The following is a 24,802-nucleotide window of genomic DNA, read 5'->3' as shown; positions in this document are numbered from 1 at the left end:
GTCAACTTAGGCAAGATGGCCGGGCCGTGCAAATGCGAAGGCTGGGCTCTTTTCCTTCTCCCCTTGTGGGAGAAGGTGGATCGGCGCGCAGCACCGAGACGGATGAGGGGTGTTCCAGCGGAGTGACACGTTGGCGTCCCCTGGAGCACCCCTCATCCGGCCGCTTCGGGGCCACCTTCTCCCACAAGGGGAGAAGGCGCTTACTGCTTCAGCACATCCGCCCATTCCGGGTGGCGACGGAACTGGGCGTTGGCGAAGGGGCAGAGCGGGATGATCTTCTTGCCGGCCGCACGCGCGTCCTCGACCGCGCGGCTGACGAGCCGAAGCCCGGCGCCCTGGCCGCGAAAGACATCCGGCACCTCGGTGTGATCGATGATGAGCTGGTGCTCGCCGATCTTGGTGAAAGTCATCTCGGCCTCGGCGCCACCTGGTCCGCGCAGCACGTAGCGCCCCTTGGAGCCGTGGTCCTCAAGTTCGATCTCGGGCAGTTGGTCAGCCATTTTATTTGCCTCCTTCGGCAGCCGGCGCCGGCGCAAAGAGCCGCCGCGCCGCTTCGATTTCATTCGGCCGAACCTCGTGCCCGCCGTCGTGCCATTCCACTGTGACATCGGCGCCGTCGGCGCGCAAATAGGCCTCGAGCCGCGACGTCAGGTTGGGCGGGCAGATCGGATCGCGCCTGCCGGCCGTGATCAGGATGCGGCGGCCGGCAAGGCTGCCCTGGACATCGGGTTCGAACGGGATCAGCGGATGCATCAGCGCAGTCGCGTCGAACAGGTTCGGCTGAGCGAACACCACCGAGGCCAGGATGTTGGCGCCGTTGGAATAACCGAGGCCGAACACCGCCGAGGGTTTTGCCGCCTCGACATGCGCCTTGACGAAGCCCGCCATCTTCGATGTCGCGCGCGCCAGGTCGTCCATGTCGTAGACACCTTCGCCGGTGCGGCGGAAGAAGCGGGCAGCACCTTGCTCCGACACATCGCCACGCGGCGAGATGATCGTCGCCGAAGGCGCAAGCTCGCGACCGAAACCAAGAAGCTGGTTCTCATCCGCGCCGGTGCCGTGGAAGACGAAGAGCAGCGGACTGCCCGGCGAACCGGGCAGCACTTTGTGGATGTAAGCGTCCTTGCTCATGGCTTAGTCTTCCAGCTTCTGCAGATGCTGTTCGAGATAGGGCCTCAGATGCTGATGCTGCGACGGCAGCTTCAGCGCCTCGCCGAGATGCGCGGTGTCTTCGTCGCGGTCGAAGCCCGGCTCGTTGGTCGCCACCTCGAACAGTACGCCGCCCGGCGTGCGGAAATAGATCGCCCAGAAGTAATCGCGATCGATGACTGGCGTCACGCCATAGCCCGTGTCGACAAGCGCCTTGCGCACTTCGAGCTGCTTGGCGCGATCCTCGACCGCGAAGGCGACATGGTGCACCGAGCCGGCGCCGAGATTGGCAAAGCCGGCGCCCGGCAGCGATTCGATGTCGACGACATCGGCGCCATTGCCGTTCTTGATCGCCAGCCGGCGGACGTTGCCCGACTTGTCGACCTCCTCATAGCCCATGAACTTCAAAAGCTCCTCGGTGGCGCCGCCATCCTTCAGCCTGAGCGAGACAGAGTGAAAGCCGCGGATCGCCTCGTCGCCGGGAACGACGCCCTTGATCCAGGGCGCTCTGCTGTCGGCCTTGTCCTCGACCAGAGCGAAGCTGTCGCCGTCGGGACCGGTGAAGGTGAGGCGCTTCTCGCCAAAGCTTTCCGCGCGGGCAACGTTGCCCACGCCTTCATCGGCGAAGCGCTTTTCCCAATAGGCGAGCGTGCCTTCCGGCACAGAGAACACCGTGGTGCCGACTTCGCCGACGCCATGCCGGCCCTTGGCGATATCGGGGAACGGGAAATAGGTCATCACCGAGCCCGGCGTGCCGACCTCATCGGCGTAGTAGAGATGGTAGACGTCCGGCGCGTCGAAATTGACCGTCTTCTTGACCCGGCGCAGGCCGAGCTTCCTGGTGAAGAACTCGTTGTTGCGGCGCGCATCGCTGGCCATCGAGGTCACGTGATGCAGGCCCTTGATCTGATTGAGCATGATGTTGCTCCTTCCCTTGTCCTTATGCGGCCCTCGCCGCTGTCCACGCCAATATGAGGATAGCCCGGCCACCGGCAAAGCGGGCAAACACAGAATGGACTGTTTCATAAAAGTGAACGCCCGTTCGAAATATGTTCACCAATCCATCACCTGCGTTGGCTTGCAACGCCGGTGATTTCCGTTCCATCTGGGCCCTTCCACAAGGAGACAATCTTGGACAATCCGACGAGCCGCCCGAATGTCCTCCTCATCACCTGTGACCAGTGGCGTGGCGATTGCCTGTCGGCCGCCGGCCATCCGGTGGTGACGACGCCGAATGCCGACGCACTCGCCGCCGACGGCGTCCTCTTCCGACGCCACTATGGCGGGGCAGCACCCTGCTCGCCGGCCCGCGCCTGCCTCTATACCGGCCTCTACCAGATGAACAATCGCGTCTGCCGCAACGGCACGCCGCTCGACGCGCGCCATGGCAACATCGCGCTTTCGGCGCGCGCGGCTGGCTATGACCCGACCCTGTTCGGCTACACCGATGTCTCGCTCGATCCGCGCCAGCTTGCGGCCGAGGATCCGCGGCTGCGCAGCTATGAAGGCGTTCTGCCCGGCTTCACCGTGCGGCAGTCCCTGCCGGAGCATCAGAAGCAGTGGCTGTCATGGCTGCGGGCCCAGGGCATCGACGCCGGCGCCGGCAGCCCCGACATCCACCGCCCGGCCAGCGGGCAGGCGGAACGCGATGTAACCAACGCACCTCCGATCTACGCGCAGGACCAGACGCCGACTGCTTTCCTGGCCGGCGAATTCATCCGCTGGCTTGGCGAGCAGGAGAAGAGCGCGCCATGGTTCGCGCACATCTCCTTCATCAGCCCGCACCCGCCCTTCATCGTGCCGGAACCCTACAACACCATGTACGATCCGGCTGAAGGTCCCGCCTTCAACCGCGCGGCAAACTGGCAAGCCGAAGCCCGGAGCCACCCCTACCTCGCCTACGATCTCGCCAGGCAGAAAAGGACAAAGTTCGTCCCCGGCATCGAGGGCAAGGTGCCGGATTGGAGCGAGGAGAACTTCCGCCGCATCCGTGCGATCTATTACGGCATGATTTCCGAGGTCGACGCACAGCTCGGCCGCGTCTGGCGGGGGCTCCAGCAGGCAGGCGCCTGGGACGACACCGTCATCGTGCTCACCTCCGACCACGCCGAGATGATGGGCGACCATTTCATGCTCGGCAAAGGTGGCTTCTTCGACGCCAGCTACCATATTCCGCTGATCATCCGCGATCCGGGCAAGAGAGCCACGGCCGGCTCATCGGTGGACCATTTCACCGAGGCCGTCGACATCTTCCCGACCTTGCTCGACCTGATCGGTGCCGCGCCGCAGCGCCATCTCGACGGCCGCTCGCTCGCGCCTTGGATCGACGGCAAGCAACCGCAGACCTGGCGCGACGCCGCGCATTGGGAGTTTGATTTCCGCACAATCGCCGGAGGCGAAGCCGAGCGCCATTTCGGCATCGGCTCACAACAATGCAACCTCGCCGCCATCCGCACGGGCGACTTCAAATATGTCCATTTCGGTGGCGGTCTGCCGCCGCTTCTGTTCGACCTGTCGATAGACCCGGGAGAGCTGAACAACGTGGCTGACGATCCGGCCTATCTGCCGGTGCGGCTCGAGTTAGCCGAGAAGATGCTTGCCTGGCGCGCCGCCCACCTCGATCAGTCGCTGGCATTGGCGGAACTGACGGACGATGGCGTGGCCGGGTATGTGGGTAGGCAGTAGGCAGTAGGCAGTAGGCAGTAGGCAGTAGGCAGTAGGCAGTAGAATATTCCCAATCGCCGAGGTGCTTTGGCAACTCTTCTTTTACTACTGCCTAACCCCTACTGCCTACTGCCTCATTCCTATTTCAACATCATCCGCTGCTGGTCGCGCTTCTCGGCATAGCTGCCCTTTTCATAGGCGGTCTGCGCCTGCAGCTGCTCCTTGGTGAAGTTGGTGTAGAGGTACTTCTTGCCGTTCTTGTCGGCCATGAATTTGAGCTTGTCCATGCCGACCGCCACTTCCTTGGCGCCGATGCCGAGGAATCCGCCGACATCGACGATCACCGCGTCAGGCTTGTTGTCGGGCGTCAGCACGACGTCGCCGATGGAACCGATCTTGGCGTCGTTGGCGCCATAGACAGTGGTGCCCTTGAGGTCGTCGCCTCGGATATTGCCCATGGGCATCTCGGTCAGCGTCGACTTGTCGATCGAAGCGGTCTTGGTCTGGTCGGTGGCAGCAGCGCCGTTGTCGACCGGCTTGTTTTCAGCCGTTGTCGGTGCCGGCGCCGCGGGCTTGGTCTCGGCGGTCGCCTGGGCCGGTTGCGCCGGCTTGGCTCCCTTGTCGGAAGTTGCGTCCGACGATGCCACCGCAGGCGTGGTCGTGGCCGGAGCATTGCTTGCAGCCGTCGTGGAGCCGGGCGCCGGATCATAGGCCTTGCGGTTGAAGTCCGGCTGCGCCTGCAGTTCTTCCTTGGTGGTCTCCGCCACCAGCCAGCGGTCGCCATTCTTCTCGGCCCACTTGGCCTTGGCGAAGTCGAAAGTGACGTTCTTCGTACCGATGCCGAGGAAGCCGCCGACGCCGATCACCAGCGAGTCCGCCTTGCCGTCCTTGGCAAGCACGATGTCCTTCACGTCGCCGATCTTTTGGGCATCGTCCGCGGTGCCGTTATAGACCGATTCACCCATGATGTTGGTGGCGAGGTTGCCTTCCGCCTTCTTCACCGGTTCGGCCGGCTGCGCCGCGGCTGGCTTCTGCGCTCCCGTGCTGTCGGTCGCGGCTGGCTGCGTCGCATCGGCTGATTGCGCCGGAGCCGGATCGTATGGCTTGCGGTCGAATGCCGGCTGGGCGGTCAGCTCATCCTTGGTAGTCTTTGCCACCAGCCAGCGGTCGCCATTTTTCTCGGCCCATTCCAGCTTGCCGTAGTCGAAGGCGACGTCCTTCTTACCGACGCCCAGAAAGCCTCCTACCCCGATAATGGCGGATTTGGCCTTGCCGCTGGCATCGAAGACGACATCGTCGACCTTACCGATATCTTGGGCATCGTCTCCGGTGCCGTTATAGACGGACACGCCGATAATGTTGGTCATCAGCGCGCCATCGGAGCGCATGGCCGGAGCCGGGTTTTCGGCTGCGGGGGCCGGGGCCGGCGCAGGCGTTGTCGTCTGCGCAAAAGCGCCGGTTGCAACCAGCGTTGCAAGTGCGGTTGTCGCAAAAAGTGTGCGGATCATGACGGTCTCCTCGTGCCTGATTTCGTGCATGACGCTCCCTGGGCCTAGCCTCGGATCGGCAGGTCGGAAGCGGCATTGTCGACAGGTTCAAAACGTTGTGACCGTGACGTTGTTCCAAAAAGCCGTGTCGGCATCGCCGCTCTCTTTCCTGACCCCGGGGGAACCTTTGCGCCGGCACTTCCGTTCCAGCCTGCGGCTGAGGCGTCATTCAGCCTCCTGCTGAGGATGATACGGAGTGGGTATGCGGTTTGCTGCAGTGCTGAACCAGGACGGTGGCATGCTCCGCACCATCGACATCCAGGCTTTTTGCGACCAGCTGCGTCAGATACTCGAAGCTGCCGGACATTCTGTTGAGATCGAAATCGTCGCCGGTCGCGACATCGCCACGGCGTTGGAAAAAGCCATTGCGAAGCGGAGCGTCGACGTCATCCTCGCCGGCGGCGGCGACGGGACGATTTCCACGGCCGCATCCCTTCTCATGAACAAGAAAAAAGCCTTGGCCATTCTCCCGGCCGGTACGATGAATCTCTTCGCCCGCGGCCTCGGCATTCCGCAAACGCTGGAGGCTGCGTTGAAGTCCTTCGCCGACGGAGAGGTGATCGCCGTCGATATGGCGAGCGCCAACGGTCAGCCTTTCGTGCATCAGTTTTCCATCGGCATGCACGCAAAGATGGTTCAGCTGCGCGAAAAGATGGATTTTGGCTCGCGCCTTGGGAAAATGCAGGCTTCCGCGCGCGCCGCCTGGGCAACGATCAAAAATCCGCCGGCGCTCAAGGTGAGTCTGACCATCGGCACGGCCGAAATCGTCACCCGCACCACCGGTATCGGTATCAGCAACAATCTGTTCGGCGAAGGCCATCTGCCCTACGCCGACAACCCGGCCGGCGGCGTGCTCGGCATCTATGTCAGCGTCGCGCGCCGGCGTCATCATCTGGCGAAGCTGTTGCTCGACACGCTGCGCGGCAGGTGGCGCCAAAGCGCGCATATCGAGATGCATCAGGCTGGCAAGGCGGTGTTGAAAATCCGCTCACCCACCAGGAAGTTCAGCGCCGTCCTGGATGGCGAATTGATCAGGCTCGAACGCGAAACCACAATCGAGATTCACCCCGGCGCACTGAACGTGCTTGTCCCCGCGAGCAATGCTCAGGCAAAGGCGGCGTGAGGGAAGATTAGCTCCCTTGGGTGGATTTCTGCTCTGCGGCCGGCGCCGTCGGCACGCTCTGCTGCGTCGTCGGCGACTTGATCAGCTCTCCGTAAATCTCGACTGCTCCCCACGCAATGAAAGCGAGCAACAGCCCGGCGATAAGGATTCTGAGAGCATGCCATCCCCAATGTCCCTGGCGCGCTTTGTCTTCAGGTATGATCACCATTGGCCCCCATATTGCGCGGCGGCGGGCGCTCCAGGCGGGTAACGGGCTCTGTTCGGGAAGGTTCCCACCCGGTGGCAACGCAATCATCTGATGAATGACCGCGGTCCGTGACGCTTGGGAGCGTGACGGACAAGTCGGCCGTCAAAGCAAATACCTAGCGGGTCAGCGGCTCTGGGAAAGCGAACTGCCTTAAGGCGTGTCTTCCGGGTCCGGCTTGGGCGGTCTGGGTTTGGCGTTCTCGCGATAGATGGCGTAGGCGACGACAGCCAGAGCGGGCGCGACGACGGCGCCCAGCCCGCCCTTGCTCTTGGCAAGCGCCGGAAGCAGGGCGAGCGCCGCGGTAATGCCTACCGCCGTCATGTCGGCCTGGCGCCGTCTTGCACGCCGCTTGGCCCGCATCCTGATCGTCAGTTTGTGAATGACAAGGATGAGGCCGGCAATCACCAGGAACCCGATGCCGAAGCCGAGACTGGTCGCCAGCGGTCCGTAGCGCCCCGCCAACCAGATATAGCCGGCGCCGATGAGGAAGCCGACGCCGCACAGGGCAAAAACGGCGGCAAGTCCGTAAAGGATCACCGTCATCCGCGCTCTTTGCAAGGCGGCCATGGCCTCGCCCGAAGCCAGGGCCGAGATCAGCGAGACAAGCGTCCCCATCTGAGGCTAGCGGCGGGAAAGAAGGGCGAAGAGGAAGCCGACGCCTGCCGCGATTGCCAGTGACGTCACCGGCTTCTCGCGCACCTTGGCTATCAGTTGCGCTTCTATATCCTCGGCGCTTCCGCGCACGCTTTCGAACGCGGCTTCGCCCTGCGCGCGCAACTGTTCGACGCCATCCGCGGCGGCGCGACGGGCCGCGCCGTAGCCGTGCTGACCTGTCTTGGCGAGTTGCTCCGTGAGCTTCTGGATATCCGCTTTCAGTTGCTCGATATCGGCCTCCAGATCGGCGGTGGTCGCTTCGTTCGTCGCGGATTTGCCGGCAGCGGTTGCCATTCTCTAACTCCTTGCGTTTGCTTCGGTTTCAACGTCCGTTCGATGCCAAGGTTCCAGTCTTCACGGCTCAAAGGCGCTCCAGGGCAATCCCAGGAAGAATGTGAAACGGTTAGACTCGGCGGCTTCGCCGTAGCCTTCCATCCGGAATTGCATAAATACTCAGAGCGGGTCGGCGATTCAATGAAACGCTGAACCACTCTAAATCAGCGGCCTGCGTTCCTCGCCGAGGCCCTCCCAGCGGGCGAGCTTCTTCAGTCCATCATAATCGCCAACCTCGCAGCCGCCGTCCCGCCACATGACCAGTTTGCGGTCGATCAGCTTGCGGATCGTCTTGTTGGTATGGACAAGCGACAGGCCAAGCGTGTCGGCTATGTGCTGCTGCGTGATCGGGATCTGCACGGGCGTCTTGCCATTGAGGCCGACGCCGCGAGCCCGGCTGGCAATGAAGGCGATGAGATAGGCGGCGCGTTCGAGCGCGGTGCGGCGGCCGATGCTGAGCAGGTTCTCGTCCAGCATGCGCTCTTCGCGCGACGCGATCCAGGTGATGTCGTAGGCAAGGCCCGGATAGTTACGGTAGAGTTCGTGCAGCTGTTCGCGTTCGAAAACGCACAGCAGCATTGGCGACAAGGCTTCGACGGAATGCTGCATCTCGCCCATCAGGCTACCTTGCAAGCCGATGAGATCGCCCGGCATCGAATAATTGAGAATTTGTCGCCGGCCGTCGGGCAAGAGCTTGTAGCGAAACGCCCAGCCCGAAAGTACCGTATAAAGATGAGCGCTATGGCTGCCCTCGACCAATACGGTCGCCCCTTTGTCGACTGCCAGTTCGCCGCGCTTGAAGGTGCTGATAAAGGACAATTCCTGCTTGTCGAATTCGCGAAAGGCGGGCAGTGGCCGCAGCGGACACTTTTCGCAAGGGTACTGACGACTGGCAAACGAACGTAGGCTTTGGCTGGACATTTCGACCCCTCTTCGAAATCCCTGCCCTGTCGGGCGCATAGAAACGCTTGAGATCGACACCGGTTCCGCCAGGCGTCATGCCCATGTCTTTTTTAAATGACATGGCGACGAATTCCGCGCATGAGTGCGGCCCCGCCGAGGAGACACCCATAAGTGCCAGCATTGCTTGACGGACTCCACATCCTCGTCCTGGAAGACGAGTTCCTGATCGCGATGGATGTCGAGCAGCTTTGCCGTGACCACGGCGCCGCGGATGTGACGATCGCGCGCGATCTTGGTGAGATCGACGGGCAGGCGCTGCCTTCGCGCTTCGACGCGGCGGTTGTCGATCTGATGCTCGGCGGCGTTTCGACGCTGGATTTCGCCGCGCGGCTGCGCAGCGAGGGCGTGCCGTTCGTGTTCGCCTCCGGCTATTCGGATTCGGACGAAGTCAAGGGCTCGTTCCCGGACATCCGGCTGGTGACCAAGCCATACTCGGGCGACGATCTGATTGAAGCGGTGGCCATCGCCTGCGGGCGCGCGAACGCGGCCTGACGGGTCATCGCCGCAGCCGGCACCATGGTGGTGCGGCTTACGCGGCGTTCGAACCTGTCACCTGCGCCGAAATCGCGTCGGGCCCGAACTCGTCCTCTCCGGAAATCTTGAGGATCTCCTGCAGCCTGGTGCGCGCCCGGCTGACACGGCTCTTGATCGTGCCGACCGCACAGCCGCAGATCTCGGCCGCTTCCTCATAGGAAAAGCCGGAAGCGCCGATCAGGATGATGGCTTCGCGCTGGTCCTCGGGCAATTGTTCCAATGCGCCGCGGAAATCCTTGAGGTCGAGCTGGCCATGCTGGGCCGGATGAACTGCAAGCCTGGCCGTCATGATGCCGTCGCTGTCCTGCACTTCGCGGCCGCGTTTGCGCATCTGCGAATAGAATTCGTTGCGCAGGATGGTGAATAGCCAGGCCTTGAGGTTGGTGCCCGGCTGGAAACTCTCGTGCTTGTCCCACGCCTTGACCAGCGTTTCCTGGACGAGGTCGTCGGCCCGGTCGGCATTCTGTGTCAATGACACGGCAAAGGCACGCAGGCTCGGGATCGCACCGAGCAGCTCGGTCTTGAAGCTCTGGGATACCGCCGCCATGCCTCAGTCCTTTTTCTGGGCAGGTTCGGTTTGTTCCAGCTGGCTCAGCAACTGAGCGAAGCGGTCCGGCACATGGTCCGAGACCAACTCGTCATAATACTGCTTGAGCTTGCGGGCGATTTCGGAGTTTGCCCCAAGCGGGTTGCCATCCCCGTTCCGATGCCTGCTTGCGGCATCAGCCATCTGTTTTTTTGACATTTCTTTCATAGTCGCCCTAGTTTCCAGCACGCGAACCGCTCTTCGACTTCAAACCACAACGTAAGCGGAACCCTCGTCTGGCTGCCCATCCCGAGACCCCCAAACGCCCGCTCGCTAATTTAGTTCCACAGCGGGCGGAACTTTTTCTGGAAGCCGGCGTTGATTTTCAGGGGCTTGCATCAGCGTGGCCTTGAACGTGCAACGTCATCTGAGGGAGACGTAAATAATGAGTTTGTCCGCAACCATCGCTCCGCATCTTCCCTTCCTGCGCCGCTTCTCGCGGGCGGTATCGGGATCGCAGGAGAGCGGTGATGCGCTGGTCGCCGCCATGCTGGAAGCCATCATCGCCGACACCAATATCTTTCCCGACGCCTCCAGCGACCGCATCGCGATATATAAGGTTTTCGCCAAGCTGTTCACGTCCGTGGCCATCCGCGTGCCGCAGGAACAGGCGCAGACAGCTTGGGAGCAGCGGGCCGCAGCCAATCTGAATGCGATCGCGCCCCTGCCGAGGCAGGCTTTCCTTCTGGTTGCCGTCGAGGGCTTCAGCGAGGACGAGGCGGCGGAAATTCTCGATGTCGACGAGGATGAGTTTTCGGAGTTGCTTGCCCAGGCAAGCAACGAGATTTCGCGGCAGGTCGCGACCGACGTTCTGGTCATCGAGGATGAGCCGCTGATTGCCATGGACATCGAAGAAATGGTCGAAAGCCTCGGCCACCGCGTCGTCGGCACGGCGCGTACGCATGCCGAGGCAGTGGCCATGTTCGGCAAGACACGGCCGAAAATGGTTCTGGCCGACATCCAGCTCGCCGACGGCAGTTCCGGCATCGAAGCCGTCAACGAGATTTTGTCCTCGACGCCTGTGCCGGTAATCTTCATCACCGCCTTCCCGGAACGCCTGCTGACCGGCGAGCGCCCGGAGCCAGCCTTTCTGGTCACCAAGCCGTTCAATCCCGACATGGTCAAGGCTTTGATCAGCCAGGCCCTGTTCTTCGACCGTCAGGCGAAGGCCGCCGCCTGATCAGTTCCGAAACCTGAACCTTCGAGCGTCATGCGAGGCCTTCGCGTCTCGTGTGGCGCTTGTCTGTTTCGCGATCTGAAAAGCCCTTCAAGGGGATCGTCTTTTTCAGCGAATGGTGGAACAAACGGCACCGGGCCACGTTCTTTTCCCGACATAAGAAGGAGACGCATCATGCTGTACTGGGCGCTCGTATTTCTCGTAGTTGCGATCATCGCCGGCGCGCTTGGGTTCGGCGGCATCGCCGGTACATCGGCAGGCATCGCGCAAATCCTGTTCTTCATCTTCCTCGCCTTCCTGGTGATTTCGCTCATCGCGGGTCTCTTCAGGAGAGCCTGACCGCAACACTGGAAGCCGCACCCCTCAAACGGTTTCCAGCCACCGCCGGGCGGCGCCTCGACAGGGGCACCGTCCGGCGGACCGCTTTTGGAGAGACCGCACGCAACTACGGGTGCCGATACCGTGCGGAACCAGTTGTGAATTGAGCCGTTCAAGGACCGAGTACGGGATGTTTCCAATGCCTTCCGAGGGTCCCACGAAAGACAGGCTTGAAAAACAGGACGGCGAAGTGATCGCGATGCATCCCGCCGAAAGCGGGATGCAGGTGGGGCGCGCCTTGCTTCACGCGCTGCATAATGCCGGAATTTCGGTTCTCTACCAGGATCGACAGATGAAAACGGTCTGGGCGCGCAACATGAGCGCGCCCTGGGCGTCCGAAACCGCCGACGGCAAGGATTTGCTTTCGCCGGCGCAGACCGAACACATAAGAGCCGCCAAACTCAAGGTGATCGAATCTGGTAACGCGGACCAGTTCGAGCTCAGCATTCCGGGAAGCCAGGGCATCCGTTGGTTCCAGCTTTGGATCGATGCCGACCGCGGGGACGCCAGCGAAGTCATCGGCGTCGTCACCACCATGGTGGAGACGACGGAGCAGAAACATCGCGAGCAAACGCTGAAGACGCTGTTGCGCGAAGTCAGCCATCGATCGAAAAATCTCCTGGCCATCATCCAGAGCATCGCCACCCAGACCGGGCGCTATACGGAGACGCTTGGCGAGTTCCTGGCGCGGTTTCGCGGACGGCTGCAATCGCTCGCTTCCTCGCAGGACCTTGTCACATCATCCAACTGGCGGGGAGCGGCACTGCAGGAGCTCGTATCCGGCCAGGTCGGCCGCTACAGCAGCGATCTGGCGCAAAGCCTGCGGTTCGCGGGCGAAAATCCTTATCTCAATCCCAACGCCGCCCTGCACATCGGCCTGGCTATGCATGAATTGGCCGTGAACTCGGTGAGCTATGGCGCGCTGTCGCGGCCGGACGGCCACGTCGAGGTGCGTGCTAGGCTCGAGGCCGAAAACGGAACCCCGCCTAACCTTTTGCTGACCTGGACGGAGGCGGTCGGCGACGCGCCGCGCAATGAGAAGCGCTTCGGCAGCGTGGCCCTGGAGCGCGTCGTGCCGATGTCGCTGAATGGCTCCGCAACGCTCGAAATCGGCAAAGACCGGATGGAATACCGCCTCACTGTCCCGCGCGGGAATTTCGAAACGGATTGACCGCGCTGCCGATGGCGTGAGAGCGATTCGCCGTTTCCATGGAAACGGCGAACCGTTCCGGCTTTGCCGACGAAGGCCCCTTAACCGGCTGTTCACCATAAAGTCCGATCCTGTGCTCCCGGCTAACGATGTGCCGGAAACCCATCCGCGCGCCGGCGCGCGACCTGGGAGACTAAAATGATGGTTATCGACATGAAGAGGCTTGAGCAGGCCGCCTGCGTCTCGATGAGCGGCTTCCAGGATGCCGAGCCGCCGCCGGCTCCGCGATCATCTTATCTTGCGCTTCGCCTTGGCGCGATCGCGCTTTTCGCCGCCGTGGCCCTGACCGTGGCCTGGCAATTGTTCTGATCCCCGTATGCCGTTTTGACGACGCGCTTTTAGACTCCAGCCACGGAACTTTTGCTCGCCCGGAATCGTTGCTTGCGGCGAGAGGTTCGGAGCCATGGAACACATCGCCGCATTGCTCTTCGTCGTCGGCTGTTCGAGCACAATGGCCGATTGCCGCGAACTCGAGGTGCCGGTCAGTGTCTTCGAGACCGCGCAAGCCTGTGTCGCCGAAAGGCCCTTCGCCCTTGGCGACCTGCAGGGCCAGGCTCCCCGCATCATCGGTAAATGTCTGGCCGTCGACCCGGCTCTGGAGGACGACTACGACCGGATCGACTGGAACGTGCGGCCCGACGGCACGCTGGTCGCGTCTTTGGAGGTTTCCGGCATGCTTGTCGCGTCGAACGGTGGGCGCCCCGAAAAAGACTATCTTAAACAACAGTGAGATCTGGCAGGCAAAGGCCGTTTTTTCATGCTAAATGGCGGCTGGCACTGCCGAAAGTGAGGACAAAAGTGAGGAGCAATTCTATGCGGAAGATGATCATTGCCATGGTTGCCGTAGTCGCCGTCAGCGGCTGCACCACGACCGAGCAGGACGTCGTCGGTGGCGGCCTGATCGGCGCCGGCGTAGGCGGCTTGGTCGGCGGCGGCAAGGGCGCGCTGATCGGCGCGGCTGTCGGCGCCGGGTCGGGCCTCCTGGTTCGCAACCTGCGCAACGGCTATTGCCAGTATCGCGATCATCGCGGCCGGATCTACACGGCTCGCTGCAACTAATGCAGGAAAAGAGCCGGAGGCCGGCTGTCGGCCTCCGGTTTCAAACCGCTGGTTCGCCCGCCCACCAGGGGAACATCTGGGCCGCTCACGCGGTCAGCGGGATTCTGATTTCCACCTTCAGTCCATCGGCGTCATAATCGCGCGCGATCGTGCCGCGCAATTCGCGTGTGACGTTGATATCTATCAGCTTGGTGCCGAAGCCGGTCTTTGCCGGCGCTTCCAGTTTCTTCTGACCCGCTTCGCGCCAGTTCAGCACCAGCGTCCGCTCGCGGTCGCGCCCTTCGACGCTCCAGTCGACCTTGAGGGCCCAGCTTCCCTTGACGGAATTGGCAGAGTTGCCGGCTTCGCCATATTTCAGCGCATTGGTGGCGAGTTCGTGGAAGGTCAGTCCGAGCGCCTGCGTCGTCGTCTCGTCAAGCAGCACTTGCGGCCCGGACAGCACCCCTTCGGGGAGGTCCTTGCCGAACACCTGCCCGAGCTCGATGCGCAGGAGGTCGCCGAGATCGGCCTTCTGCCAGCGCGAGCGCGTAAGCATATCCTGCGATGCGGCCATGGCCTGGAGGCGCGCCGAGAACGATGCCGAAAACTCCTTGACGTCGGTGGCCTGCGAGGCCGTCTGCCGCGCGATCGCCAGCACGCGGGTGATCGAATTCTTGATGCGGTGCTTCATCTCCTGCAGGATCAGGTCCTTTTCCAGCAGGCTCTTTTCTGTCGCCTCGTGCAGCGCCGATTTCGCATCATAAGCACGCTCCTGATAGCGCGCCACCAGGGCGATAGCCCCGGCAAGCAGCAGGCCGAAAAGCCCGAGCATCACCGGAATGGCGCGCGAGGACGGTGGCTCGAAGGCGCTTGTCGGCCTGAACAGCACGGACCAGGGCCGGCCCGCGACGACGATATCGCGACGCGCCAAAAGCTTCGCGCCGATACGTTCCGCCGGCGGCGCCTCCGACCGGAAGAGCAGATTGCCGGCCTCCGGCTTGCCGTCATAGACCTCGACATTGACCGGCAGCAGCGGCGAGTGGCTTAGCGCGACCTGGAACAGGTCGGTGGCGCGAAAGGCGGCATAAAGAAAGCCTGCCGTAGAGGAGCGGCTTACATTGATGACGTCGGGAGCGGTTTCGACGTTCAGCCGCACGAAAACCAGGAAACCCGTGAAGGTTTGCGCCACGCCGGCGCCCTGGCCAAGCTGGACCAGGCCGCTCGCATGTTGCTGGTCGTCGGCCATCGCCTTTTCGATTGCCGCGCGCCGTACCGGCTCGCTGAACATGTCGAATCCGATGATCGACTGGTTGGACGTGTCGAGCGGCTCGAACAGCACTATGGGTGTCCGCCATGCCTCGGTGGTGGCGGGATAGATCGGGTGGGCCGATCCATAATCGCGCAGAATGTCGCGTTCGACCGCCGCCTCGTCGCCGGTTTTGGCGAGCCTGAGGAAGCCGATGCCGCGCAGGCCGGCAAAGTTGTCGTCGATGTGCAGCGCGGTGAAGAAGGCGTTGAATTCGCCGCGCGTGATGTCGCCATTGCGCGCATCGAAAAGCGCTTGCGTCGAGCGCAGCAGCGACAGATGCAGGTCGATGCGGCTCTCGATGCGGCTGAGCGCATCGTCGGCGGTGCCTTCGAATTTTATCCGCGCCGCCTCTTGCGTCGCGAAATAAGCGAACCCCGCCATCGTCAGGCTGATCAGCGCGACGGCGATGAAAGCGACGATGGGGAAGAGTTTCTTCAACAAGCCGAGTCCAGGAACGGTCGGACCTTTATGGGCAAGTCTGGATGACAAGACAATGGCGAGGCCAAACCATGAAGGCGGCTGGCATAGGAGCCGGCCACCGGCAGCCGGCTAATTCATCGCCTCAAGCCGCGATCCTCAGTGCGCCCGGCCCGGGGATGGCGCCAGGCGGGCATTTGCCGAGAATGATCATGCCGAGCACCTCGTCCTGAGTGACATCGGTCGTCCGCGCGGTGCCGACCACCTGGCCGTTCTTCATCACGCAGACCCGGTCGGCGAGCTCGAACACGTCATGGATGTCGTGGCTGATCAGGAAGATGCCGATGCCGTCGGCCTTGAGCTGCTTGACCAGTTCGCCGACCTGGGCCGTCTCCTGCGGGCCGAGCGCCGCCGTCGGCTCGTCCATGATCAGGATGCGGGCGTTGAACAGGATAGCGCGCGCGATCGCCACCGACTGCCGCTGCCCGCCCGACAGCTTGATGACCGGCTCCTTGAAGCGTTGGAAGCGCGGATTGAGCCGGCCCATCACCTTGCGCGCCTCGGCTTCCATGGCGACGTCGTCGAGCGTGCCCCAGCCCGTCATCAGCTCGCGGCCGAGGAAGAGATTTGCCGCTGCATCGACATTGTCGGCCAGCGCCAGCGTCTGGTAGATCGTCTCGACGCCGTATCTCTTGGCGTCGCGCGGGTTGGCGATCGAAGCCTCCTCGCCATTGATGAATATCTGTCCGCTGTCGCGCTTATAGGCGCCTGACAGGATCTTGATCAGCGTCGACTTGCCGGCGCCGTTGTGGCCGAGCAGCGCCATCACTTCACCGGGGAAAAGATCGACGGACGCGTCGTCGACGGCGCGGATGCCGCCGAAGGCGATCGAGATGTTGCGCATGTCGACCAGCGGAACGCCGGCGGGAGCGGATTTGTCAGCCATGATCGTTGTTCCTACGCTGAAGTCCATGCTCAAGCATGATCTGGTCCGAAAACCGGGTTCCACTTTTCGGGATCATGCTCAGACGCGCTTGCGATAGATGGTGTCGAGCCAGACCGCGACGACCAGCACGGCGCCCACGACGATGCTTTGCAGCGGCGAATCGACGCCGAGCAGCACCATGCCGGACTGCAGCGACTGCATCAGCAATGCGCCCAGCATGGCGCCGAGCACCGTACCGGAACCGCCGGCGAGCGAGGTGCCGCCGATGACCGCCGCGGCGATGACCAGGAGCTCGTCCAGCGTTCCCAGCACGTTTGTCGCGGAGTTCTGCCTGGCCGACGAGATCGCCGCCGCGATCGTCGCCAGCACGCCCATGATCATGAACACCTTCATGGTGATCCAGCGCGTGTTGATGCCGGCAAGATTGGCTGCTTCCGGATTGCCGCCGATGGCAAAGACATAGCGGCCGAAGCGTGTGCGCTTGGTGACGAAGGTCATGATCAGGCCGACGGCGACAGCCATCAGCACCGGAATGGCGATGCCATGCGCGATGAACAGCCCGCCTTCGGGGACTGTGATGTTGTTGGCGGCTGCGTAGCGGTTCACGATGCCGACCGGCCACGGATAGGAATTGGCGAGCCACACCGCGCCCAGGATGATTGCGCAGGTGACCGTGGCGAGCAGCGTCTCGGCCCAGATCGGACGCAGCGGGAAGCGGAAGCGCTTGCGTTGCACGCGGCCGTTGAAATGCATGAAAACCACCGCCAGGCAGGCGACGATGCCGACGGCCCAGCTCCATCTGGCGCCGATCGAGCCCGCCGGGCCGCCGCCCATCAGCTGGAAGGTAGCGTCGAGCGGCGCCACCGTCTGGCCGCTGGTAACCCACCAGGCCGCGCCGCGCCATACCAGCAGTCCGCCCAGCGTCACGATGAAGGCCGGCACTTCGAGATAGGCGATGATGAAGCCCTGGAAGGCGCCGATGAGCAGGCCGAGCGCCAGGCCGATCAGCAACGCCAGGATCCAGATCCAGGGATTGCCCAATTCAAGCCCGACGAAGCGCACCAGGAAATGCACCTGGGCAAAGCCCATGACCATGCCGATCACGCCTTCGGCCGATCCGACCGACAGGTCGATGTTGCGCATGACGATGACCAGCACCATGCCGGAGGCCATGATCGCCACGGCCGAAGTCTGCACCGACAGGTTCCAGAGATTGCGGGGCGTCAGAAAGGTGCGGCTGTCGAAGTCGAGCGGATTGACGCCAAGGCGCAGGCTGGAGATCACATGCAGCCCGATCCAGATCAGGAGCAGCGCGCCGATCATGCCGAGCATGCGTGTGTCGAGCTCGGTTGCCTTCAGGAACCGGGCAACGCCGCTTAGTTCCGATGCACGCGCGGTGTCTGCCTGTGAGGAAGACGTCGTGTCGGTCATGATTTCCTCCCGCCGGCTTGCCCGTCTGGCGCGGATGCCGGAGCCAAGCCTAGAAGCTATCCGCCAGAGGCGGAAACACAAATCTTTTTGAGAAAACGCCGCGGCTTTGAAGCAATTCCAGGAAAAGTGTTTGACGGTTTTCCGTCCGGAATTGCGGCAGTTAAAGGGCCGGGAGGGTTCAGTGGCAAAACACTGAACCCTCCCGGCGCCGCGGCGCAAGTGTTGAGATCGAAAGTCGGCAAAGCTTAGTTGCAAACCTTGACGCTGCCGGCGGCAACGCCTGCGCAAACCTCGTCCTTCTTGATCCAGCCGGCGTCGATGACGACGTTGAGATTGTCCTTGGTGATGGCGATCGGGGTCAGGAACAGCGACTTGACGGTGTTGCCGCCGGGCGTCGTGAAGTCCTTGGCGCCGGCGATGTCGGCCATCTTCTTGCCGTCGGCGAGCTGCGAGGCGATCTCCGCGGCGTTCTTGCCGAGCTCGCGCGCGTCCTTCCACACCGACACGGTCTGCGTGCCGAGCGCGATGCGGTTGAGCGCCGCGTGGTCGCCGTCCTGGCCCGAGACCGGAACGGTGCCGGCCAGGCCTTGAGCCGTCAGCGCCGCGACGACGCCGCCGGCGGTGCCGTCATTGGCCGCCACGACCGCATCGACCTTGTTGTCGTTGGCGGTCAGGAACTGCTCCATGTTCTTCTGCGCGTTGGCGGGCAGCCAACCGTCGGTATAGGCCTCGCCGACATTCTTGATCTTGCCGCTGTCGATGGCTTCCTTCAGCACTTCCATCGAGCCCGAGAACAGGAAGTCGGCGTTCGGATCGGCGCCCGAGCCCTTGATGAAGACGTAGTTGCCTTCAGGCTTGGCCTTGAACACCTCGCGGGCCTGCATGCGGCCGACTTCCTTGTTGTCGAAGGTCAGGTAGAACACGTCCTTGTTTTCGATCAGGCGGTCGTAGCCGACGACCGGGATGCCTTCATCGAGCGCCTTCTGCACCGCCGGACCGATCGCCGAGGCATCCTGCGCCAGGATGATCAGCGAGTTGGCGCCCTGCGAGATCAGGCTTTCGACGTCGGTCAGCTGCTTGCCCGGATTGGACTGCGCGTCGGCGGAGATGTACTTGTCGCCCGCGGCCTCGATTGCCTTCTTCATCGCCGCTTCGTCGGTCTTCCAGCGCTCTTCCTGGAAATTCGACCACGAGACGCCGATCACCTTGCCCTTCGCCTCGGCGACCGACGCCAGCGTCAGCGACATGGCAACGCCCGCCAGGATGGCGGCTGCGAATTTCTTCATGATATCCTCCCTGCGCCGTGTGCGGCGCGACCCAGACTGGCCCGAAGGCCGGCACAGAGGCTTTTTTTCGAGCCTCAAAAAAATAGTGATCCAGCAAAACGACGCTGTCAACCGCGATTCTGATGGCTTTTGATGGGTCCGGGCATTTTTTTCGACGTTCGCAATAAATAATGACATCGGCTTTGGCTTCTGCCACTATCGCTGGCGTGTCAGCGACAGGCCATGGCATCGTCACAAGGCCGCGATGACCCGGGAGGACGGTACGAGATAATGTCGGTCGGAATCCGCCACGACGATTTGCGCCGGCGCAACCGCGCCATGGTGATTTCGGCCGTGCGCCGCGCCGGCCAGCCATCGCGAACGGAGATTGCCGCCACCACCGGGCTCAGCCACTCGACCATTTCGGCGATTTCCGCCGATCTGATCCAGGAGGGCATTCTCACCGAGAGCAAGGCCAACGAGCCGACGGCGTTGAAACGCGGCCGTCCGCAGATCGGCCTGGCGCTGAACCCCGAAGCCGCCGCGGTGCTGACCGTGGTGCTGTCGCTGAACTTCCTGTCGGTCGCCGTCATCGACTACGCCGGCCAGGTGATTGCCGAGGAACAGCAGCGCCTGGACACGCTTGTCATGCCGCGCGACGAGCTGATCGGCGCATGCATGGCAATCGTCCGGCGCCGGCTGCAGGATCCCGACCTCGACGTGGGCAGCGTCGCCCGCATCGCCATGGGCATTCAGGGCATCACCGATTCCCGGGCACGCGCCATGCTGTGGTCGCCGATCACCCCGCTGACCGACATTCCTTTTGCCGACATCCTGGAGAAGGAATTCGGCATCCCCGCCACCATGGAGAACGACTGCAACATGATGGCGGTGGCGCTGCAATGGCGCGATCCCGAGCGCTATCGTGACGATTTCATCGCCATCCTGCTCTCGCACGGCATCGGGATGGGCCTTGTGTTGAAGGGCACACTGTTCACCGGCACGCATTCCTCGGGCGGCGAGTTTGGCCACATGATCCATCGTCCGGGCGGCGCGCTTTGCCGATGCGGCCGCCGCGGCTGCGTCGAGGCCTATGCCGGCAATTATGCGATCTGGCGCAGCGCCATGAAGATAAGCGAGGACGCCTCGCCGGTCGATGTCGGCGACGCCGACATGCGCGCCCTTGCCGCGAAGGCGCGCGAAAAGGACGGCCCGGAGCGCGAAGCCTACCGCCGCGCCGGCGAGGCGCTGGGATTCGGCCTCGGCAACCTGTTCGCGCTGATCGATCCGGCGCCGGTCGCCATGGTCGGCGTCAGCGCCGCCGCTTTCGACCTGATCGAGCCGGCGCTGAGAGAAGCGATCGCCCAGACCGCCGGCGGCCAGCATTCGACATCAATCTCCTTCGACACCGAACCGAACGAATTGCCGCTCATCCGCGAAGGCTGCGCCATGCGCGCGCTGACCTTCGTCGACCAGGAGATTTTCGCGCCCGGGGGCCAGGCGAGAGCGGGCAAGCACGTCGCATGAACTGCAGGCTCAAGCGCCGGGATATGCTGAGATTCAGGTCAGGCCGAGTCGAGAATGGTGGATTCCGAGAACCGGCCTACGCCGGCCGTAGCCTTCATAGACGGAGACACTTGTGAGGGCTTCGGCCGGCGAAGGCCGGAACGGAGCGTACTTAAGTACGTGAGTACCGGAAGCGCAGGAAGCCACCATTCGCAGGCCGGCCTCACCTGAATATCGGCATATCCCTAATCTTCCCTGATCGCGTAGCCCGCCCCGCGGATGGTGCGGATGACGTCCGGCATGCGGCCGTTGTTGACGGCCTTGCGCAGGCGTCCGACATGCACGTCGACCGTGCGCTCGTCGATATAGATCGTCTCGCCCCAGACATTGTCGAGCAGCTGGCTGCGCGAGAATACCCGGCCGGGATGCCGCATCATGAATTCGAGCAGCCGGAACTCGGTCGGGCCGAGCCTGATCTCGCTCTTCTTGCGGTAGACGCGATGCGATTCGCGGTCGAGCACGATGTCGCCGACCTTGAGCACGCTGGACAGCACCTCCGGCTTGGCGCGGCGTAGCAGCGCCTTGACGCGGGCCATGAACTCCGGCGTCGAGAACGGCTTGACCAGATAGTCGTCGGCGCCGGTCGAGAGGCCGCGCACGCGGTCGCTTTCCTCGCCGCGCGCCGTCAGCATGATGATCGGCAGCCGCTCGGTCTCGGGCCGCATCCTGAGGCGCCGGCAAAGCTCGATGCCGGAAACGGCCGGCACCATCCAGTCGAGCACGAGCAGGTCGGGAACGTTTTCCTGAAGGCGGATTTCGGCCTCGTCGCCGCGGGTCACCACTTCGACCTGGTAACCCTCGGATTCGAGATTGTAGCGGAGCAGCACCCCCAGCGGCTCCTCGTCCTCCACCACCATGATGCGTGGCGCGATCATTGCAGGTTACCCTTGTCAGGCCGCCGGCGCCGACATTGCCGTCTCGTCCTGCTTCGGGCGATTCGCGGGCAATTGCATGCCGGTCAGCACATAGTAAGCGTTCTCGGCGATGTTGGTCACATGGTCGCCGATGCGTTCGAGATTCTTGGCGCAGAACAGAAGATGCGTGCAAGCGGTGATGTTGCGCGGGTCCTCCATCATATAGGTCAGGAGCTCGCGGAAGACGGAGGTGTATTTGACGTCGATGCGCTCGTCGTCGTTGCGAAGCTTGGCCAGCGCCGTGGCATCGCCCACCGTATATTCCTGGATCACGGCCTGGACCTGGATCAGCACCAGCTGCGCCATGGAATCGATCGAATGCGTGAGGTCGCGCGGCGCCGCGCTGACGCCTACCGAACCGACGCGCTTGGCGATGTTCTTGGCAAGGTCGCCGATGCGTTCGAGGTCGCCCGCCATGCGGATCGAGCCGACCACGTGGCGAAGATCGTCCGCCATCGGCTGCCGCTTGGCGATCAGTGTGATGGCGCGGTCGTCAAGCTCGCGCTGACGCGCGTCCATGATGGCGTCGTCGGAGACGACGCGCTGTGCCAGCGCATTGTCGGTCTCGAGCAGTGCCCTGGTCGAAGCGCCGACCATGGAGCCGGCGAGATCGCCCATGTCGTTTATAAGCCGGCTGATCTGCCTCAAATCCTCGTCGAAGGAGGCGACGGTATGTTCGGCCATATTGATGTCCTCGATGAACTCAGCCGAAGCGGCCGGTGATATAGTCCTGCGTGCGCTTCTCGCGCGGCGAGGTGAAGATCTTCTCGGTCCGGTCGAACTCCACCAGCTCGCCGAGATACATGAACGCCGTCTGCCGCGACACGCGCGCCGCCTGCTGCATGTTGTGGGTGACGATGACGATCGTGTAGTCGACCTGCAACTCGTCGATCAGTTCCTCGATCTTGGCGGTAGACAGCGGATCGAGCGCCGAGGCCGGTTCGTCGAGCAGGATGACTTCCGGCTTCACCGCCACGGTGCGGGCGATGCACAGGCGCTGCTGCTGGCCGCCGGAAAGGCTCAGGCCGCTGGCGTTGAGCTTGTCCTTGACCTCGGTCCAGAGCGCGGCGCGCTTCAGCGCCTGCTCGACGCGGCTGTCCATCTCGGCCTTGCTGATCTTCTCATAGAGCCTGACGCCGAAGGCGATGTTTTCGTAGATCGACATCGGGAACGGCGTCGGCTTCTGGAACACCATGCCGATCTTGGTGCGCAGCAGGTTGAGGTCCTGCGAGCGGTCGAGGATGTTCTTGCCGTCTAGCATCACCTGCCCTTCCGCGCTCTGCTTCGGATAGAGCTCGTAGATGCGGTTGAGCACGCGCAGCAGCGTCGACTTCCCGCAGCCCGACGGCCCGATGAAAGCGGTCACGCTGCGCTCGGGCAGGGACAGGTTGATGTCCTTCAGCGCCTTCGACTGGCCATAGTAGAAGTTGAGGTTCTTGACCTCGATCTTGGCCTTCTCGACGGTCGTGTCGGCTACGTTCAGGTCGGTGGACAACATCGGTTTCATCTGTCCTCTCTGCGTCCGGTTAGGCTGCGGGCGATGATGCTCAGCCCGAGAACCGTCAGTGTGATTATGAGTGCGCCCGTCCAGGCCAGTTGCTGCCATTCTTCATAGGGGCTGAGAGCGAACTGGAAGATGGTCACCGGCAGGCTGGCCATCGGGGCATTGAGATTGCTCGACCAGAACTGGTTGTTGAGCGCGGTGAAGAGAAGCGGCGCCGTCTCGCCGGAGATGCGGGCGATCGCCAAAAGGATGCCGGTGACGATGCCTGACATTGCGGCGCGATAGGCGACCGAGCGGATCACCACCCAGCGCGGCGCGCCGATGGCGGTGCCCGCCTCGCGCAGCGCGTTGGGCACAAGGTTGAGCATGTCCTCGGTGGTGCGCACCACGACGGGGATCACCAGGATGGACAGCGCGACGGCGCCGGCAATCGCCGAGAAGTGCCCCATCGGCCGCACCAACAGCTCATAGACGAACAGGCCGACGATGATCGAGGGCGCCGACAACAGGATGTCGTTGATGAAGCGCACCACCGTGGTGAGCTTCGAGAAGCGACCATATTCGGCCATGTAGGTGCCGGCCAGCACGCCGATCGGCGTGCCGACGACGATGCCGATGATGGTCATCATGATGCTGCCGTAGATGGCGTTGAGCAGGCCGCCGGCATCGCCGGGCGGCGGGGTCATTTGCGTGAACACGGCCGGCGATAGTCCGGAGAGCCCTTTGTAGAGCAGGGCGCCGAGGATCAGCGCCAGCCAGGCAAGGCCGATGCCCGCCGCGACGACGCATAGCGCCATCATCACGGCATTCTTGCGCTTGCGGCTTTGGTGAAGCGATGCGGCTGTCGACATCGATCAGGCTCCCGTGCGGCTATCGATGCGCAACAGCATGTAGCGTGCGAGCGCGAGGATGATGAAGGTTATGATGAACAGGATCAGGCCGAGAGCCACCAGCGAGGACGTGTAAAGCGCGCCATCTGCCTCGGTGAATTCATTGGCGATCGTCGCCGAGATCGTCGTGCCCGGCGCAAACAGCGAGGCGCTGATGCGATGCGCGTTGCCGATGACGAAGGTCACGGCCATCGTCTCGCCGAGCGCGCGGCCGAGGCCGAGCATGACGCCGCCCATGATGCCGACGCGGGTATAGGGGATGGTCACGCGCCGGGTCACTTCCCAGGTCGTGCAGCCGATACCGTATGCCGATTCCTTCAGCACCGCCGGCACGGTGTCGAACACGTCCTTGGTGATCGAGGTGATGAACGGCAGCACCATGATGGCGAGGATCAGCGACGAGGTCAGCAGGCCGATGCCGTAGGGCGGGCCGGCAAACAGGCTGTTGAGGCCGGGGATGCCGTTGAAGAGCCAGATGACGAAGGGCTGGACCGTCGTCTGCAGGAACGGCGCGAAGACGAACAGGCCCCAGATGCCGTAGATGATCGAGGGAATGCCTGCGAGCAGCTCGACCGCGATGGCGATCGGGCGCCTGAGCGGGCGCGGGCAGAGCTCGGTCAGGAAGACGGCGATGCCTATACCGATCGGCACGGCGATGATGATGGCGATGGCCGAGGTGACGACGGTGCCATAGATGGGCGCCAAAGCGCCGAAATTCTCGGTGACCGGATTCCAGGATTCGGTCGTCAGGAAGGATACGCCGAATTTCGACAGCGCTTCCCACGATCCGGCGATCAGTGAGATGGCGACCCCGCCGAGGAGAACCAGCACGAGGATGGCGGATGCGCGCGTGGCCGCCCGGAAGACCGTATCGGTGAAGGCGAAACGACGCACCGTCGCTTCCCTGGTCCGCAGGGCGGACATTGTCGCGGCTTCGGAAACGGCAGTCATCTAGCC

General features: G+C 63.1%; 29 protein-coding genes. 10 read left to right on the top strand and 19 right to left on the bottom strand.

Going from position 1 to position 24,802, the window contains the following annotated elements; all coding sequences use genetic code 11:
* Nucleotides 1-200: 200 nt before the first annotated feature.
* The 3 genes from ACWGS9_RS16200 to ACWGS9_RS16190 are packed head-to-tail and all read right to left on the bottom strand — an operon-like array spanning nt 201 to nt 2,067.
* Nucleotides 201-500 (bottom strand): GNAT family N-acetyltransferase, encoded by a 300-nt coding sequence (locus ACWGS9_RS16200; RefSeq protein WP_454506192.1) that lies wholly within the window; start codon nt 498-500, stop codon nt 201-203.
* Nucleotide 501: 1 nt separating this feature from the next.
* Nucleotides 502-1,131, bottom strand: coding sequence for an alpha/beta hydrolase (locus ACWGS9_RS16195; protein WP_454506191.1), 630 nt, complete (start codon nt 1,129-1,131; stop codon nt 502-504).
* A gap of 3 nt (nt 1,132-1,134) precedes the next feature.
* Nucleotides 1,135-2,067 carry a VOC family protein gene (locus tag ACWGS9_RS16190; RefSeq protein ID WP_454506190.1) on the bottom strand — a complete coding sequence of 311 codons (933 nt, stop codon included), beginning with the start codon at nt 2,065-2,067 and terminating at the stop codon, nt 1,135-1,137.
* A gap of 213 nt (nt 2,068-2,280) precedes the next feature.
* Between ACWGS9_RS16190 and ACWGS9_RS16185 the strand changes: the two genes are divergently transcribed.
* On the top strand, nt 2,281-3,834 hold the full coding sequence (locus tag ACWGS9_RS16185) for an alkaline phosphatase family protein (protein WP_454506189.1): 1,554 nt from the start codon (nt 2,281-2,283) through the stop codon (nt 3,832-3,834).
* Nucleotides 3,835-3,953: 119 nt separating this feature from the next.
* Here ACWGS9_RS16185 and ACWGS9_RS16180 read toward each other — a convergent pair whose 3' ends face one another.
* Complete coding sequence (locus ACWGS9_RS16180) at nt 3,954-5,321, bottom strand: PRC-barrel domain-containing protein (protein WP_454506188.1); 1,368 nt, start codon at nt 5,319-5,321, stop codon at nt 3,954-3,956.
* A 241-nt stretch (nt 5,322-5,562) separates the two neighbouring features.
* On the opposite strand from ACWGS9_RS16180, the gene ACWGS9_RS16175 reads away from it, so the two are divergent.
* Nucleotides 5,563-6,483 (top strand): diacylglycerol/lipid kinase family protein, encoded by a 921-nt coding sequence (locus ACWGS9_RS16175; protein ID WP_454506187.1) that lies wholly within the window; start codon nt 5,563-5,565, stop codon nt 6,481-6,483.
* Nucleotides 6,484-6,490: 7 nt separating this feature from the next.
* Here ACWGS9_RS16175 and ACWGS9_RS16170 read toward each other — a convergent pair whose 3' ends face one another.
* The 4 genes from ACWGS9_RS16170 to ACWGS9_RS16155 form a co-directional block, all read right to left on the bottom strand.
* Complete coding sequence (locus ACWGS9_RS16170; RefSeq protein ID WP_454506186.1) at nt 6,491-6,691, bottom strand: hypothetical protein; 201 nt, start codon at nt 6,689-6,691, stop codon at nt 6,491-6,493.
* 189 nt (nt 6,692-6,880) lie between these two features.
* On the bottom strand, nt 6,881-7,345 hold the full coding sequence (locus ACWGS9_RS16165) for a phage holin family protein (RefSeq protein ID WP_454506185.1): 465 nt from the start codon (nt 7,343-7,345) through the stop codon (nt 6,881-6,883).
* 6 nt (nt 7,346-7,351) lie between these two features.
* Nucleotides 7,352-7,678, bottom strand: a complete 327-nt coding sequence (locus ACWGS9_RS16160; RefSeq protein ID WP_320310773.1) for an ElaB/YgaM/YqjD family protein — start codon at nt 7,676-7,678, stop codon at nt 7,352-7,354.
* 198 nt (nt 7,679-7,876) lie between these two features.
* Nucleotides 7,877-8,638, bottom strand: a complete 762-nt coding sequence (locus tag ACWGS9_RS16155; RefSeq protein ID WP_454506184.1) for a Crp/Fnr family transcriptional regulator — start codon at nt 8,636-8,638, stop codon at nt 7,877-7,879.
* A gap of 153 nt (nt 8,639-8,791) precedes the next feature.
* Here ACWGS9_RS16155 and ACWGS9_RS16150 point away from each other — a divergent pair, with 153 nt between their 5' ends.
* The gene (locus ACWGS9_RS16150; protein WP_320214946.1) at nt 8,792-9,172 is read left to right on the top strand and encodes a response regulator; all 381 of its coding nucleotides are present in this window, start codon (nt 8,792-8,794) and stop codon (nt 9,170-9,172) included.
* 37 nt (nt 9,173-9,209) lie between these two features.
* Here the strand turns inward: ACWGS9_RS16150 and ACWGS9_RS16145 are convergent, their stop codons facing one another.
* Nucleotides 9,210-9,761 carry an RNA polymerase sigma factor gene (locus tag ACWGS9_RS16145; RefSeq protein ID WP_027166584.1) on the bottom strand — a complete coding sequence of 184 codons (552 nt, stop codon included), beginning with the start codon at nt 9,759-9,761 and terminating at the stop codon, nt 9,210-9,212.
* A gap of 3 nt (nt 9,762-9,764) precedes the next feature.
* Nucleotides 9,765-9,968 carry a NepR family anti-sigma factor gene (locus tag ACWGS9_RS16140; protein ID WP_095767379.1) on the bottom strand — a complete coding sequence of 68 codons (204 nt, stop codon included), beginning with the start codon at nt 9,966-9,968 and terminating at the stop codon, nt 9,765-9,767.
* A 217-nt stretch (nt 9,969-10,185) separates the two neighbouring features.
* Between ACWGS9_RS16140 and ACWGS9_RS16135 the strand changes: the two genes are divergently transcribed.
* The 6 genes from ACWGS9_RS16135 (at nt 10,186) to ACWGS9_RS16110 (ending at nt 13,624) form a co-directional block, all read left to right on the top strand.
* Nucleotides 10,186-10,980, top strand: a complete 795-nt coding sequence (locus ACWGS9_RS16135; RefSeq protein ID WP_454506183.1) for a response regulator — start codon at nt 10,186-10,188, stop codon at nt 10,978-10,980.
* Between the two features lie 171 nt (nt 10,981-11,151).
* Nucleotides 11,152-11,316, top strand: coding sequence for a DUF1328 domain-containing protein (locus ACWGS9_RS16130; RefSeq protein WP_018429836.1), 165 nt, complete (start codon nt 11,152-11,154; stop codon nt 11,314-11,316).
* Between the two features lie 178 nt (nt 11,317-11,494).
* Entirely contained in the window at nt 11,495-12,526 is a 1,032-nt protein-coding gene (locus ACWGS9_RS16125; protein WP_454506182.1) for a sensor histidine kinase, read from the top strand.
* A gap of 177 nt (nt 12,527-12,703) precedes the next feature.
* Nucleotides 12,704-12,874, top strand: coding sequence for a hypothetical protein (locus ACWGS9_RS16120; protein ID WP_454506181.1), 171 nt, complete (start codon nt 12,704-12,706; stop codon nt 12,872-12,874).
* Between the two features lie 94 nt (nt 12,875-12,968).
* On the top strand, nt 12,969-13,295 hold the full coding sequence (locus ACWGS9_RS16115) for a hypothetical protein (RefSeq protein ID WP_320310771.1): 327 nt from the start codon (nt 12,969-12,971) through the stop codon (nt 13,293-13,295).
* Nucleotides 13,296-13,378: 83 nt separating this feature from the next.
* A complete protein-coding gene (locus tag ACWGS9_RS16110; protein WP_027166589.1) occupies nt 13,379-13,624 on the top strand; it encodes a YMGG-like glycine zipper-containing protein in 246 nt (81 codons plus the stop codon).
* Nucleotides 13,625-13,709: 85 nt separating this feature from the next.
* Here the strand turns inward: ACWGS9_RS16110 and ACWGS9_RS16105 are convergent, their stop codons facing one another.
* The 4 genes from ACWGS9_RS16105 to xylF all read right to left on the bottom strand — a co-directional run bounded on the left by ACWGS9_RS16105 (nt 13,710) and on the right by xylF (nt 18,992).
* Nucleotides 13,710-15,350 (bottom strand): CHASE domain-containing protein, encoded by a 1,641-nt coding sequence (locus ACWGS9_RS16105; RefSeq protein WP_454506180.1) that lies wholly within the window; start codon nt 15,348-15,350, stop codon nt 13,710-13,712.
* Nucleotides 15,351-15,474: 124 nt separating this feature from the next.
* The gene (locus tag ACWGS9_RS16100) at nt 15,475-16,275 is read right to left on the bottom strand and encodes an ATP-binding cassette domain-containing protein (RefSeq protein WP_454506179.1); all 801 of its coding nucleotides are present in this window, start codon (nt 16,273-16,275) and stop codon (nt 15,475-15,477) included.
* Between the two features lie 78 nt (nt 16,276-16,353).
* On the bottom strand, nt 16,354-17,706 hold the full coding sequence (locus ACWGS9_RS16095) for a sugar ABC transporter permease (RefSeq protein ID WP_454506178.1): 1,353 nt from the start codon (nt 17,704-17,706) through the stop codon (nt 16,354-16,356).
* Between the two features lie 245 nt (nt 17,707-17,951).
* Nucleotides 17,952-18,992 carry a D-xylose ABC transporter substrate-binding protein gene (gene xylF, locus ACWGS9_RS16090; protein WP_320310767.1) on the bottom strand — a complete coding sequence of 347 codons (1,041 nt, stop codon included), beginning with the start codon at nt 18,990-18,992 and terminating at the stop codon, nt 17,952-17,954.
* Nucleotides 18,993-19,262: 270 nt separating this feature from the next.
* Between xylF and ACWGS9_RS16085 the strand changes: the two genes are divergently transcribed.
* On the top strand, nt 19,263-20,498 hold the full coding sequence (locus tag ACWGS9_RS16085) for an ROK family protein (RefSeq protein WP_454506177.1): 1,236 nt from the start codon (nt 19,263-19,265) through the stop codon (nt 20,496-20,498).
* 224 nt (nt 20,499-20,722) lie between these two features.
* Here the strand turns inward: ACWGS9_RS16085 and phoB are convergent, their stop codons facing one another.
* From phoB to pstC, 5 genes are read right to left on the bottom strand one after another with little or no spacing between them, the layout of a single operon-like run.
* The gene (gene phoB, locus ACWGS9_RS16080) at nt 20,723-21,412 is read right to left on the bottom strand and encodes a phosphate regulon transcriptional regulator PhoB (RefSeq protein WP_010911896.1); all 690 of its coding nucleotides are present in this window, start codon (nt 21,410-21,412) and stop codon (nt 20,723-20,725) included.
* Between the two features lie 15 nt (nt 21,413-21,427).
* A complete protein-coding gene (phoU, locus tag ACWGS9_RS16075; RefSeq protein ID WP_320214937.1) occupies nt 21,428-22,135 on the bottom strand; it encodes a phosphate signaling complex protein PhoU in 708 nt (235 codons plus the stop codon).
* A 19-nt stretch (nt 22,136-22,154) separates the two neighbouring features.
* On the bottom strand, nt 22,155-22,958 hold the full coding sequence (gene pstB / locus ACWGS9_RS16070) for a phosphate ABC transporter ATP-binding protein PstB (RefSeq protein WP_454506176.1): 804 nt from the start codon (nt 22,956-22,958) through the stop codon (nt 22,155-22,157).
* The gene (gene pstA, locus ACWGS9_RS16065) at nt 22,955-23,806 is read right to left on the bottom strand and encodes a phosphate ABC transporter permease PstA (RefSeq protein WP_454506175.1); all 852 of its coding nucleotides are present in this window, start codon (nt 23,804-23,806) and stop codon (nt 22,955-22,957) included. Before pstA ends, pstB begins: the two co-directional genes overlap by 4 nt.
* Before the next feature lie 3 nt (nt 23,807-23,809).
* Nucleotides 23,810-24,796 (bottom strand): phosphate ABC transporter permease subunit PstC, encoded by a 987-nt coding sequence (pstC, locus tag ACWGS9_RS16060; protein ID WP_454506174.1) that lies wholly within the window; start codon nt 24,794-24,796, stop codon nt 23,810-23,812.
* Between the last annotated feature and the right edge of the window lie 6 nt (nt 24,797-24,802).

The sequence above is a fragment of the Mesorhizobium sp. Arg314 genome, assembly GCF_053714275.1.
The sequence above is the reverse complement of the archived record's forward strand: the minus strand, read 5'-3'. Positions and strand labels throughout refer to the sequence as shown.